Genomic DNA, 14,520 nt, shown 5'->3' with positions numbered 1-14,520 from the left:
GTTTGAAAATTTTAATATTTTATGGTTGTATTTATGTTTGTTTTAGTAATAAAATATAACTTAGGAATTTAGTAAATACTAAGCATTACATATTGTTATTAAGGAGTCTTTGCAATGTCAGAATATACAATTACAGTAATAAAGAATGAAAATCCAAAACCAAAACCGGCATCTGATCAATTAAAGTTTGGAAAACATTTTACTGATCATATGTTTACTCAAGAATACAGTGAAGAAAAAGGCTGGCATAATCCTAAAATTGTGCCATACCAACCAATAGTTCTTGATCCTGCTGCAATGATTTTTCATTATGGTCAAACGGTCTTTGAAGGATTAAAGGCATATCGCACAAAAGATGGTAACATTCAATTATTTAGACCGAATAAAAATATGGAACGTTTAAATCTTTCCAATGATAGATTATGTATCCCGGCAATAGATGAAGAATTTGCAATTAATGCGATTAAGCATCTGGTTCATATTGACAGTGATTGGGTGCCAGATGCTGAGGGAACTTCTCTATATATCCGACCATTTATTATTGCGACAGAACCATATTTAGGAGTGAATCCTTCAAGCACTTATCAATTCATTGTTATTTTATCCCCAGTTGGTGCATATTATGAATCCGGGATTAATCCTGTAAAGATTGCTGTTGAGAATGAATTTGTCCGTGCAGTTAAAGGTGGTACAGGTGAAGCGAAAACAGCTGGTAATTATGCTTCCAGCTTAAAGGCCCAGGAGATTGTATCTAAAGAAGGTTATGCTCAAGTTCTTTGGTTAGATGGATTAGAAAAAAAATACATTGAAGAAGTTGGAAGTATGAATGTATTCTTTAAAATAAATGGGGAAATTATTACACCAGAACTAAATGGCAGTATATTAAACGGTGTAACAAGAAACTCAGTTATTGAACTATTAAATTATTGGGGTCTCAAAGTAACAGAACGCCGGATTACGATGGAAGAGTTATATGAAAGTTACCAAAACGGTGAGTTAGAAGAAGCGTTTGGTTCAGGGACAGCTGCTGTTATCTCCCCAATTGGTGAACTAGCATGGAATGATAAGAAGCTATTTATCAATGATGGAAGAACTGGAGAGATCTCCAAGCGGTTGTATGATACGTTAACTGGTATCCAATTTGGTACAGTAAAAGATCCATTCGGCTGGACAGTTAAAGTGAAATAATAGTTGAGAAGTTTGTGCAAATCTTCTATAATGATATTAATAATGAGAAAATGTAATGATTAGAACAATGAATTAGATAAATGGCAAAAGAGAGCAGAATTCCTGGCTGAAAAATTCTGTTGCCCGCTTTACTAATGAAACCTATTCTATGAACTGTTAAGCATCACTTAAACGTTACTCTGCGTTAAAGGGTTAAGTGGACAATATAGATTATATTGTCAATCAAAGGTGGTACCGCGGAATGACTCTTTTCGTCCTTATTTATTAAGGCAGAAGAGTCTTTTTATTTAGTTTTTCTTAGATAGTAATTGTTATAAGAAGGCGTGAGTAAAATGGCAAAACAACGAATTGTTGTGAAAATTGGCAGTAGTTCATTGACGAATAAAAATGGTGGATTAAGCTTAAAAAAAATCCAGGAGCATACAGCAGCTATTGCAAAACTAAAAAAGGCAAATTATGAAGTAATTCTTATTTCTTCAGGAGCTGTCTCTGCAGGGTTCAGTGATTTAGGGTATCCGACAAGGCCAGTAACTGTTTCGGGTAAACAGGCAGCTGCAGCAGTAGGTCAGGGGTTACTTATACAAGCGTATACGGAAGCATTTAAAAAGTATGACATCACGATCGCACAGCTATTATTAACCAGTGATAACTTCAGTAATGAGAAGCAATATGGAAATGTTTATTCGACATTAACAGAGCTGTTGAAACGGGATGTCCTGCCAATTATTAATGAGAATGATACGGTAGCAACAGACGAATTAACCTTTGGGGATAATGATATGTTATCAGCATTAGTAAGTGGGTTAGTACATGCAGATTTTTTAATCATGTTAACAGATATCAATGGTCTCTATGATAGAAATCCAAAGACAGACCCTTCTGCTAAAAGGTATGACCGCCTGGCAATAATTTCTGATCAAATTTTAAAGCAAACGAAACATGAGTCAGGTTCAAAATTTGGGACAGGTGGAATGAAATCAAAGATTTTAGCAGCAAAAACAGCTCTTTCACTAGGTGTACGAGTATTTGTAGGAACAGGCAGCGGGGAAGATAAACTTAATCATATTATTGATAATAAAGGTGATGGGACTTACATTGGTGAACACTTAGAAGTTAACTATCGTAAACAAAAACAGTGGATTGCTTTTCATTCACCGATCTCGGGAAAAATATTTGTCGATAAAGGTGCTAGTGAAGCAATCATTAACCAAGGAAAGAGTCTGTTGCCTGCAGGGATAAAATGGATTGAAGGCACATTTGAAGCAGGCGCCGTTGTAGAGATAGTTTATGATGAGCAAGTTATTGCAAAAGGTCAAGTTAACTATTCTTCTGATGAGATGATCTTATCAAAAGGTGAACCAAGTCAAATTGCGATGAAAATAACGATGGGAACTAGACCTGAAGTTATTCATCGTGACAGATTAGTATTATCAATGGAGGAGGCATATCATTATGAGTGATTTATTACAAAAAGCAAAACTTGTTAAAAATACAACAACGAATCTAGCAACAAAAACGACTGACCAAAAAAATAATGCGCTAACGATATTATCTAGAGAATTAAGAGAACAAAAGGCTTTTATTATTTCAGAGAACAATAAAGATATTGAACGAGGCCGTGCGAACGGATTGCATGAGTCGTTAATTGACCGTTTGATCTTAAATGAACAACGTATTGATGACATGGCAGAAGCTTTACTCCAGTTAGCAGAATTAAATGATCCAATAGGTGACGTTATGGAAGAATGGTCAAGACCAAACGGCTTAAACATCCAGAAGACTCGAGTACCAATAGGTGTTGTCGGTATGATTTATGAAGCAAGACCGAATGTTACAATTGATGCAGCCAGTCTTTGTTTAAAAACGGGTAATGCCGTACTGCTAAGAGGAAGTTCGTCAGCGATCTATTCTAATACTGCTTTAGTAAAAGTCATTCAGGATGCATTAAAACAGTCTGACCTGCCAAATGACGCTGTTCAACTAATAGAGGATACAAGCAGAGAAACAGCCTCACAAATGTTTAAGTTAAACGACTACTTGGATGTTCTTATTCCACGTGGCGGTAAGAAGCTTATAGATACAGTTGTCGCCAATGCCTCCGTACCTGTATTAGAAACAGGTGCAGGAAATTGTCACCTTTTTATCGATGAAACAGCCAAAAAAGAGATGGCAATTGAAATAGCGATAAATGCGAAAACACAACGGCCTTCGGTATGTAATGCGATTGAGACAATTTTAGTTGAAAAAAATTGGGCTGAAAATCATTTGAGTGAGTTAATTGCAGCACTACAAGATGCAGATGTAGAAATTCATGGTGATAGTTTTACGATGGCAAAAGGTTCGAACATTAGCAGAGCAACTGAAGAAGATTATGAAACGGAGTATTTAGATAAAATTGTTGCAATAAAAACAGTAGAAACGGTACAAGAAGCAATTAACCATATTAATCGCTATGGCACAAACCATTCAGAAGCAATTATTACAGAAAATGATGCAAATGCGGTTACCTTCATGAATGAAGTCGATGCTGCTGCAGTTTATCATAATGCATCAACTAGATTTACTGATGGTTTCGAATTTGGTTTTGGTGCAGAAATTGGTATTAGTACACAAAAACTTCATGCAAGAGGGCCAATGGGATTAGAAGCTTTAACGTCCACAAAATATTTATTACACGGTAATGGTCAAATTAAGTAAACTATTTTTCTTTTCATTCAATTCCTGTATAATTGGGAATGGATATAAATACTTGGGAAATAAAGGAGTAATGAACATGGCACAAACTTTGATTTTCGGACACAAAAATCCAGACACTGATACGATCTGTTCCGCAATTGCTTATGCAGAATTAAAACAAGCAATAGGGGAAGACGTAGAGGCGGTTAGATTAGGTGAAGTGAATAATGAAACACAATTTGCGCTAGATCACTTTAATGTTTCAGCACCAAGAATGGTGGAAAACGTATCAGACGAAGTTGATCAGGTAATACTAGTTGATCATAATGAGCGTCAGCAAAGTGCAGAAGACATTGACCGTGTGCAAGTATTAGAGGTAATCGATCACCACCGTATTGCTAACTTTGAAACGAAAGATCCATTATATTACCGCGCTGAACCTGTAGGCTGTACTGCAACGATTTTAAATAAAATGTATAAAGAAAAGAACGTAACAATTAAGAAAGAAACAGCAGGATTAATGTTATCAGCAATTATTTCCGATTCATTATTATTTAAATCACCTACTTGTACAGAGGAAGATATCCAGGCAGCTAAAGAATTAGCTGAAATCGCTGGTGTGGATTCAGAAAAATATGGCTTAGACATGCTAAAAGCAGGTGCTGATTTAAGTGATAAATCAGCAAGTGAGTTAATTTCACTAGATGCAAAAGAGTTTGATATGAATGGCAACAAAGTAGAAATTGCCCAAGTAAATACGGTTGATGTAGACGAAGTATTGGCACTTCGTTCAGAAATCGAGCCTGTAATTGAGAAAACAGTCACAGATAAAGGTCTTAAATTATTTGTATTCGTTATTACAGATATTTTAAACAATGACTCTGTTGTCTTAGCTGTAGGTGAAGCAGAAGAAAAAGTTGCTGAGGCATTCAATGTAACTTTAGATAATAAAACAGCAAAACTTGAAGGTGTCGTATCACGTAAGAAACAAGTAGTACCTAACTTACAAAACGTATTTTAATTTATTTGACGAAAATAAGAAACATTATAAGTACGAGTGTGGTTTATGACAACAAAAATGTAAGTTAAGGCATATATTAAAATATAAGAGAGGTCATCGTCATGTTATTAGGGCGATGACCTTTTAGTATAATTTCGTATCAAGAAGCAACTATTTGTGAGAAATAGTTGAATATGTTAGCGTATTCATTTACTATATAAGTAAAATAGATAAGTTAAATTTTACTTAAGGTGAGGGATAACTATGGCAAAGTCTATACAAGAAATAATGCCACAGATAGCATTTGGCGGTGATTATAATCCGGAACAATGGTCAGAAGAGGTGTGGTTACAGGATGCTAAATTAATGCAAGCAGCAGGTGTAAATCTTGTTTCTGTAGCCATTTTTAGTTGGTCTATGATTGAAAAAGAGGAAGGGCAATTTGATTTTACATGGTTAGATAAAGTACTGGATATTTTACATGACCATGGCATTGGTGTGGCATTAGCAACAGCTACTGCATCTCCACCAGCATGGCTATCAAAAAAATATCCAGAGGTTCTAGCAGTGAAAGCAAATGGAGTAAAATACCAGGTAGGCTCAAGGCAACATTATTCCCCTAATAGTAAGCGCTTTATAAACGCGGTTAGTAAGTTAGTAAATGAAATGGCGACAAGGTATAAAGATCATCCTGCCGTTAAGATGTGGCATATTAACAATGAGTATGCCTGCCATCTAGCAGAATGTTATAGTAAAGAAAGTTTGCAAACATTTCGTCATTGGCTGAAAGAAAAATATCAAACAATTGATACATTGAATCAAAAATGGGGTACTGCTTTTTGGAGTCAACGATATAATTCTTGGGATGAGATTCAGTTCCCAGCAAATTTACCGACATTTTATAATCCTAGCCAGATGTTAGATTACAAACGATTTATGGATCGTGCCATTTTCAATTTATATAAAACAGAAAAAGATATTTTGCGTAAAATCACTCCGGAAATACCCGTTTTTACAAATTTTATGTATGAATTCAAACCACTTAACTATTTTGAATGGGCAAAGGAATTGGACCTTGTAACATGGGATTCATATCCTGATCCAAGAGAAGGTATACCATTTCGCCATGCGATGCATCATGATTTAATGCGCAGCTTAAAAGATGGATCACCATTTTACCTTATGGAACAGGTAACTGCACATGTCAATTGGCGAGATATCAACTTAACGAAAAAGCCAGGAGAAATGCGATTGTGGAGTTATTCAACTGTGGCACGTGGAGGTGATGGTGTAATGTATTTCCAATGGAGACAAGGAAAAGCAGGTGCAGAAAAATTCCATGGTGCAATGGTACCTCATTCCTCTAACCCAAACAGCCGTGCTTATCAAGAAGTCAAGCAATTAGGGAATGAATTGAAAAAGTTAGATAAAATTGTCGGTGCAAAAACGGAAGCTAAAGTCGCCATCATCTTTGACTGGGAAAATTGGTGGGCTGTTGAACTTGAAGGAAAACCGCATAATAAACTGTCCTATCTGGACCAAGTATATCAATATTATGAAGTCTTTTATAAAAAAAATATTGCCGTCGATTTTGTAAAGCCAAATCGTTCTATTGATAAATATGATTTAGTCATTGCACCAATGCTCTATATGATAAAAGATGGAGAAGCTGTACACTTAGAAAATTATGTGGATAGTGGCGGTACCCTAGTAGTTAGTTTCTTTAGTGGTATTGCTGATGAACAGGATCATATTCATTTAGGCGGTTATCCAGCACCACTTCGTAAGTTGCTCGGTATTACTGTCGATGAATTTGCCCCAATGGCCGATAGGGAAACAAATGAAATTGTTGCAAACGGTCAACGGATGAAGGCTAATTTATGGGCGGACATCATTAAAATAGAAGGAGCAAAACCTATAGCATATTTTACACAAAATTGGTATGGAGGAAAAGCGGCAGTAACAACTCACCGGTATGGGAAAGGGTTGGCTTTATATATTGGAACAAACCCTTCAGGAAACTACCTAACGGAATTATTCTCAGGATTGTTGACTCAACTAAATATCTTGGCACCATTACAAGCCCCTCCAAATGTAGAAGTTGCAGAACGTGTCAAAGGTAAAGAGCATTTTCTTTTTATTCTAAACCACAATGAGGATCCGGTATCTGTAACTCTGGATAATGGGGTTAGTTATAGAAACTGTTTAACGAACGAAGAAATTAGCCAGGAAATTAAACTGGAAGGTAAAGATGTTGCAATTATTTCCTATTAAATCTAAACTCACTCTTCATCTCTGAATGAGTGAGTTTTTTAGATTGTTAACTAAATGTTTTGGACGTGTTTTTACTTATTTATTAGCTATGTTAAATAACTCTGTTATGATGTGTTGACTTCGAAGTACTTTTATCTCTCGAGAGTTAGGAGTTCAAAATCAAATCTTCAGTTTTCGGTAAATTGAAAAACCAAATGTTACAACGGAAGAATGTTTTCTGTGGTGGATAATGATTAGAAAAAGGGTATTGTTCCTGTAAGAGCCGTAGAATTAAATACCATATTATATAATAAAAAATGTAAAGAGGTACATCATAACTATGCTGGCTTTACAATTACTTCTATGATGCTAATATTTTCCTGGGAGCTGAACCTATATATGTGATAAATAACTAGTGTTCACTGTAGGTATAATCTGTTCCGCTAATGACGGCACGAATAAATTATAGTCATTCCTCACATTCGCCCAATGAAGTTACATAACGATAATTTGCTTTTCATACACCATTCAACCTACTATAAAGAATCAACTTTTTGCTCTTTTTCGAGGTTTTCAGATGTGCCATTATACTCATAATTTTAGAAATCCTTCCTTGAGATAATAGGAAACCCTATTATCTATTTGTAATTGATGAAGTTTTTATCATAAAATGGGGATATGGTAAATGTATCCTTTTGGGGAGCTTACTTATTTTATTTTAACAGATTAGTAGAAAGGCTGGTGGTTAGAAAATGAGGAATCAAACGAAACATCAACTACCAAAAAGTAAAGAACCATATATAGTTAGAGCGGGAGAAGGAGAACGCTATCTTTTCGGTACGCAACTAGCGACAGTAATAGCGACAGCTGAAAGTACAGGAAATCTATTTTAGTGTGTTATTTTATCAGGGGGAAAGGGAGATAGTTTTCCTTCTCATGTCCATGAACATACTCACAAAGCTATCTATGTTCTACATGGGAACTTAGAGCTAAACATAAAAGGGAAAAAGCATCTCTTAACTTCTGATAATTATGCTCAAATTCCAGCCGGTACAGTACACAGCTATCCCATGTTAAGTCACCGGACACGATTTCTTTCTTTTACTATGAAAGGAGAAATCGCTAATATTTACTCAGTTATTGGAAAGCCATATGATAAATACGAACGTCCACCAAAAGCACTCCATGATTTTTCTATAGAACAGTTAGCAGAGGCAGAATCGGCAGGAGACATTAAATTTGTTGTTACTGAACAATCTAGTGGCAAACCTGTACTCGTTGAGAATAGTGAATTACCTGCTAACCTGGAGCCATACGTACTTGAAGCAAATGGCGGGGAACGCCTTGTTACAGCTGAATCACTATTCTCATTTTTAACAACACAAGCACATACACAGGGTGAGTTTATCACTGTTATGTGTGAATCACCGAAAGCTGCTCGTATTCCTGCCCACTACCATGAGAAGCATACAGAAACGTTTTTCTGTTTGGAAGGGAAACTGACAATGTGGGCTAATGGGGAAGAAGTGACGTTACACCCAGGTGACTTTCTCCACGTGCCTGAAAAAACAATTCACGCTTACCGATGCGATTCTCATTATACAAAATTTATCGGATTCCTTATATCAGGTCTTTTCGAACCGTTTTTCCGAACGATTGGGGACCCTACTGATGACTACGTATTCCCCTATGAGCCATGGCCTTTCCGTTATGATAGAGTGTTAGAAAATTTACACAATCTTGACTTAAAACCTGTGGATAAACCATTAACTGAGAGAAGAGATAAAGTATGAGAAATTCGCAAATGTTGCAAAAAACAATGTGGAAGTTTTAGCGGATTTTCCGTTTGTGCTAAAGAGCAAGTTTGATTTAAATGCGGAGGACATCATGTCATTGAAATGGACTGTACTTATAGAAAACGGGAAACTCTCAAATACGGCAAGGAAGAACTCATAGTCTATTTGAGGATATGCAATCCGACTTTTCGAACGGAATCCAATAAGCTTTATTTTAATGAGGCTTAATAGATAACTATGCTATTAGTCTTTTGACAACTGTTTATAAAGAACTTTATCTTGTTGTAGATGATAAATACTAATCACACGTATTAAGAAGAACTAGGAGTAAGAATTCCCTTATACTTTTGGCAACAAATCTTCAAGAAGCGGGATTCCCTTATTTCTTGAAAAGATTGAGGTGATACGGTGTCGATAAAACGTCTTAATCATTTTTTGTTTTCAGTTTCTAACTTAAAAAATTCTATTGAGTTTTATGAAAATGTTTTTGAGGTTAAATTGTTAGCTAAAGGCAAAAGCACCGCATATTTTGAGTTAAATGGAATATGGCTGGCTCTGAATGTTGAAAAACATATACCTCGTAATGAAATAAACCAATCATACACATTATAGCTTTCTCAATTGAAGACACTGATTTTGATATATTGTATGATAGACTAAAGGAATTGAATGTAAAAATCTTATCCGGACGTCCGAGAGATGACAGTGATAAAAATTCTATTTACTTTAGTGATCCAGACGGTCATAAATTTGAGTTCCATACAGGTACTTTAAGATAAATTGAATTTTAAACAAACGGGGGCGTTTGATGGACAAGGTGTGCCCGCTGTTCAAGTAAAGTAGCAGTTAGATGGAAGAAGATACGTTTACTTCTAATAAATAAAGGAGAGAACATTAGTGTTAGTTAAGAGATTAGTTGTTGCACTATTGTCGACCGTAATATTCAGCTTAGTATTAGCTTATATGATATATACACCTGTTTCAGAAAGACATTCAAATACTTGGTATGACCCATTCGGTGCTCCGGTTCCAACACTGTTGTTAATAACTGGCTTGGCGTATTTACTTGGTGGGATACCTGCTTCATTGTTAATTGATAAGTATGTAGAAAAGAGAATTATTAAATTGCCACTTTACCTAAGTTCGGGATTTATCGTAGGTATTATCACAATAATATCTAGTTTTAAAACTATTTTACTTGAGAGTTTGTGGTATGGTATTTATGGCTTAGTTGGAAGTCTAATTTTCTTCTCCATCATGTCATTGTTCAAAATAATAAATTAAAAAAGCGGGGAGTATTAGTTGAACAAGCCGGTATCCAAAGAGTTTGTTTTTAATGCATAGTACAAGAATACTGTTGAAATATACGAAAACGATCACATTCATTAAGTGATCGTCTCTTCTTCGTGTATGATACGTACTACTCAACAAAGTATTTCCATAATTGCGGAAAATAGGAACAATAATTCTTTATCTTATGGTAAGATTCAAGTTATGAAGTGATGTGACATTGTGATTTTATCCACTTAAACTAACGGACAGGTTGGTTGAAGAGTGTTGTATAAAAAAACTTCATGAATCAAGATATATAGTTTTCCATACAGGAAGGAGGAAAAGATATTAAGAAAAAAATTATATGGTTTGCTATGGGTTTAATTATACTCATTATCGTGGCAGTTCCTATTGGTTTCTTTTATGTGCTATACAACGGAAACCCTTATACAAACTATATAGCGGATAAAAATGTTCCAGTATATTTAGAGGAAAAGGGATACACGGAAAACGATATAGTAGAATCGCATTATGTAGAGCCGAAACACATCATAAATAATGATTTTTATCAAGGTCATTATATGGTTATCTTTCAAGAAGAACCAGATGTAACGTATTATTATGGTATAACCAAAAACGGAAAACAGGTTATGCAATTCTGTGAAAAAGACAAATTATCAGCTGATGGTGTTACAGATATAGTTGAAACTGAAACAAAATATAGTGAGAAAAAATGTGTTAATTCTCTCGATAATCGGAATTAAGGCTTAAGGCGAATCCGTTAAATTCTTCGTGCATCCTTATTTAAGAATAGGGCGCGATTGATTAATAAGCGTCTCTGTTCTTCTTCAAAGAACGGGTGCAAGAGGTGAACAAGACTATCATTAATTAGGTGGTCTTTTTTTTGGTGGATGAATTGTTGGAATATCATGCTAAAGCTAAATTACAAAGATATTGAATTATCTTGCAGGTTAGTTTAAGTAGGTCAGGGTTCTGTAGTAAAATTATACAAGAACACCACAGGGGAAATAGTAAATGATTTTTTTGAAAAAACAAAAGGTGATTCGGAAGAAAAGGACCTATTTTGGGGGTAATAAAATGGCGATAAAAGGCTTAACCATTTTTTGTTCTCTTTTTCTGACTTAGAAGTTTCTTTTGAATTTTATAAAAATGTACTTGATGCTAAAATGTTAGTAAAGGGCAGAAGTACTGCATACTTTGATTTAAATGGAATGTGGCTTGCCCTCAATATAGAGAAAGATTTACCTCGAGATGAAATAAACCAATCCTATACACACATAGCATTTGCTATTAAAGAAGAAAAGTTTGATGAAATGTACGAGAAACTAAGTAGATCCACCGTTAACTTATCCAAACGACCCGGAGTATCGTAAGGAACTATTTTTTAACCATAGATCACCTTCTGGGATCATTTTGATTACTTCCTCATTCGTAATACGTTGACGATCAATCTCTATAGTTTCTCCAAGTTCAATTTCTCCTATAATATCTGTGTTTTCTATTGTATGTTACTGTATGTAATGATTCTTTTTCTAAGGTGAATCGACAGATCATATTAAAAGTTTACTTATACCACTAATTAAATAATATTAAAATTATTTTCTATTTGCTTACTTTATGTTAGTATAAATCTAACAATTGTAGCAGGAAGGGTTCGTATTATGAGTACAAAAGTAAATCCAATCCAAGTAAGAGATATTATTATCGCAAATCAAGTATTAAAAGATGTGGTTGTAAAAACACCTTTACAATTAGATCCAATCCTTTCAGAAAAATATCAATGTAATGTATATTTGAAGAGAGAAGATCTGCAAGTTGTACGTTCCTTCAAAATAAGGGGTGCTTACAACTTAATGCAAGGGTTAACGAAAAAAGAACTGGAAAATGGCGTTGTTTGTGCAAGTGCGGGTAACCATGCACAAGGGGTAGCATATTCCTGTAAAGCATTGGGCGTAAAAGGTGTTATTTTTATGCCGAGTACAACTCCAAGACAGAAAGTAAACCGTGTGGAGTTCTTCGGAGGGCCATTTGTCGAAATTCGCTTAATTGGCGATACATTTGATGATTCCTATGAAAAGGCGATGGAATATTGTAATGAACATAATGCATCATTTATCCACCCGTTCAATGATACAAGAACAATTACAGGTCAAGGCACGATTGGGCTTGAAATATTGGATAGTATGGAGGAGCCAATTTCGCATGTCTTTATGGCAATAGGTGGCGGTGGCTTAATTTCAGGCGTAGGTTCATACATAAACAGTATTAGTCCTGAAACAAAAATTATCGGTGTGGAACCAGAAGGTGCTGCCTCGATGAAAGCAGCAATAGAAAAGGAACAGGTAGTTAAATTAGATAAAATTGATAAATTTGTCGATGGCGCTAGTGTAAAACAAGTTGGTGACATTTCATTTGATATTGCTAAACAATTTATTGATGATATAGTTGTCGTTCCTGAAGGGAAACTATGTACAACTTTGCTCGATTTGTACAATGAAAATGCGATTGTTGCAGAGCCGGCAGGGGCTTTATCCATATCCGCACTAGATTTTTATAAAGACCAAATTAAAGGAAAAAATATTGTATGTGTTGTAAGCGGCGGAAATAACGATATTGACCGAATGCAGGAATTTAAAGAACGTTCCTTAATCTATGAAGGATTTAAACACTACTTTATTGTTAATTTCCCACAACGTGCAGGCGCCCTTCGCGAGTTTATGGATGAAGTATTAGGAGAGAATGACGATATTACAAGATTTGAGTACACTAAGAAGAATAACCGAGACAAAGGGCCAGTTCTTGTCGGAATCGAGCTGGAAAAGTCTGACGACTATAAAGCGCTAATAGCAAGAATGGAGAAGAAAGGTTTCACATATATCGAAATCAACAAAGACGAACAATTGTTCCAATTATTGATTTAACAAGGAAGCAGAGCAGTCTGCTTCCTTGTTTATACCATTCGAAAGTTCTGTCTATAGTTGAAGGGGTTGGAGATGTGATCAATCATTTATTCGAAAAATTAATGGAAGAGACAGAGGAAGAGAGAGCGATATTAGCAGGCGACCAGGCAATTAATAAAGAAATTTATACAAGCTTAACATCTGATTTTGTTATTCAGAGTGAAAAATTTCTTCAAGATGATTTAATAATGATTAGAAAACATCCGAGATACATCGATTTTCCTAGACATTCTCATGACTATATCGAAATGAATTATGTATATTATGGGAAATTTAAACAAAAAGTAGCCGGACAACCACTAGAATTAAAAAAAGGAGAAATTTTGCTCCTTAATCAATATATTGAGCATGAACTGACGGCATGTAATAAAAATGATATTGTTATAAATTTCATTATCCATCCCGGATTTTTTGATTATATTTTATCAAACTTGTCGACCGGATTTATCCAAAGTCAAATGCTGCAATTTCTAATGAATAGTATATTCCCATACAATCAAAAAGGAGAATTTCTGTATTTTCCTGTGGCGAATTCCCCGCGGATTCAAGAAATAATGGAACAATTATTGGTCGAGATGATGGAACCCACCCTGCTTTCAAAATCTAAGATAAAGTTCTTAATGGGGCTGCTAATAATTGAATTAATGGAGCAACAAAACATACAAAAAAATACCCCGAAAACTGATCAGCATGCATTTTTATCAACAGTATTCGAATATATTGAAGAACACTACAAGGATGCCAATCTACAGGAACTCGCTCACAGACTACACCAGACAGATTATTGGGTAAGCAAACAAATAAAAGCGTTAACAAAGAAAAATTTTAAAGATTTAGTACAGGAAAAGCGATTATTTGTTGCTAAAAACTTGTTATTATATACAAGTCTATCAATGCAGAATATTGCAGAAGAAGTAGGTTACGAAAATGTCAGCTACTTTTATCGCTTGTTTAAGAGAAAATATGGTGATACACCAAAGGCATACAAGAATCGGTTAACAGAATGAATCACATGTCTATTTAATTTAAAACATAGTTGGATTTCTAAAACATACCTGGCCGTTTTGCAAATATCAGCTTTTGACGATTTTCATTAGTAAGGGAAAGTCTTTTGGGTAAAAGGAAAATAAAATGTTAAATTGTATGGAGCAGCAATCCTAAAACACATATGGGATTGCTTTTTTTGATGATAATGAAATAAGCCTGCAAAAGAGATTAGAATAATAAATAGCTGAGAATGTAGGAAAATACTTAGCTGTTTTAACAGAGATAGCAAAAATGGACAATAAAAAGATAATTTTCGATATATTAATCTAGATAAATTCCCTTTATTATAGCATTATAAATCGCTTTC

The 14,520-nt window shown here is 34.9% G+C and carries 9 protein-coding genes, 3 pseudogenes and 1 other annotated feature; all 12 genes and pseudogenes read left to right on the top strand.

Going from position 1 to position 14,520, the window contains the following annotated elements; translation table 11 throughout:
* Positions 1-114 precede the first annotated feature (114 nt).
* The 12 genes and pseudogenes from ACFOY7_RS15420 (at position 115) to ACFOY7_RS15365 (ending at position 14,173) form a co-directional block, all read left to right on the top strand.
* The gene (locus tag ACFOY7_RS15420; protein WP_390253139.1) at positions 115-1,188 is read left to right on the top strand and encodes a branched-chain amino acid aminotransferase; all 1,074 of its coding nucleotides are present in this window, start codon (positions 115-117) and stop codon (positions 1,186-1,188) included.
* A 46-nt stretch (positions 1,189-1,234) separates the two neighbouring features.
* Positions 1,235-1,450, top strand: a binding site (T-box leader).
* 70 nt (positions 1,451-1,520) lie between these two features.
* Positions 1,521-2,648: a glutamate 5-kinase gene (proB, locus tag ACFOY7_RS15415; protein ID WP_390253136.1), complete on the top strand. Its 1,128-nt coding sequence runs from the start codon at positions 1,521-1,523 to the stop codon at positions 2,646-2,648.
* The gene (locus tag ACFOY7_RS15410; protein WP_390253133.1) at positions 2,641-3,885 is read left to right on the top strand and encodes a glutamate-5-semialdehyde dehydrogenase; all 1,245 of its coding nucleotides are present in this window, start codon (positions 2,641-2,643) and stop codon (positions 3,883-3,885) included. The genes proB and ACFOY7_RS15410 overlap by 8 nt, the downstream gene beginning before the upstream one ends.
* A 76-nt stretch (positions 3,886-3,961) precedes the next feature.
* Positions 3,962-4,885 (top strand): manganese-dependent inorganic pyrophosphatase, encoded by a 924-nt coding sequence (locus ACFOY7_RS15405; RefSeq protein WP_390253131.1) that lies wholly within the window; start codon positions 3,962-3,964, stop codon positions 4,883-4,885.
* 243 nt (positions 4,886-5,128) lie between these two features.
* On the top strand, positions 5,129-7,138 hold the full coding sequence (locus ACFOY7_RS15400) for a beta-galactosidase (protein ID WP_390253129.1): 2,010 nt from the start codon (positions 5,129-5,131) through the stop codon (positions 7,136-7,138).
* Between the two features lie 731 nt (positions 7,139-7,869).
* Positions 7,870-8,910: pseudogene (locus tag ACFOY7_RS15395) on the top strand (quercetin 2,3-dioxygenase).
* Positions 8,911-9,321: 411 nt separating this feature from the next.
* Positions 9,322-9,692: pseudogene (gene fosB, locus ACFOY7_RS15390) on the top strand (metallothiol transferase FosB).
* Positions 9,693-9,810: 118 nt separating this feature from the next.
* Entirely contained in the window at positions 9,811-10,197 is a 387-nt protein-coding gene (locus ACFOY7_RS15385; RefSeq protein ID WP_390253126.1) for a hypothetical protein, read from the top strand.
* A 314-nt stretch (positions 10,198-10,511) separates the two neighbouring features.
* Positions 10,512-10,949 carry a DUF3139 domain-containing protein gene (locus tag ACFOY7_RS15380; protein WP_390254132.1) on the top strand — a complete coding sequence of 146 codons (438 nt, stop codon included), beginning with the start codon at positions 10,512-10,514 and terminating at the stop codon, positions 10,947-10,949.
* A 342-nt stretch (positions 10,950-11,291) separates the two neighbouring features.
* A pseudogene (locus ACFOY7_RS15375) lies at positions 11,292-11,567 on the top strand (VOC family protein); the annotation flags it as partial.
* A 300-nt stretch (positions 11,568-11,867) separates the two neighbouring features.
* Complete coding sequence (ilvA, locus tag ACFOY7_RS15370; RefSeq protein ID WP_390253125.1) at positions 11,868-13,127, top strand: threonine ammonia-lyase IlvA; 1,260 nt, start codon at positions 11,868-11,870, stop codon at positions 13,125-13,127.
* 74 nt (positions 13,128-13,201) lie between these two features.
* Positions 13,202-14,173, top strand: coding sequence for an AraC family transcriptional regulator (locus ACFOY7_RS15365; protein ID WP_390253123.1), 972 nt, complete (start codon positions 13,202-13,204; stop codon positions 14,171-14,173).
* The last annotated feature ends 347 nt before the right edge of the window (positions 14,174-14,520 follow it).

Origin of the sequence: Gracilibacillus xinjiangensis (genome assembly GCF_042651765.1) — a bacterium.
GTDB classification, from domain to species: Bacteria; Bacillota; Bacilli; order Bacillales; family Amphibacillaceae; genus Gracilibacillus; species Gracilibacillus xinjiangensis.
The sequence above is the reverse complement of the archived record's forward strand: the minus strand, read 5'-3'. Positions and strand labels throughout refer to the sequence as shown.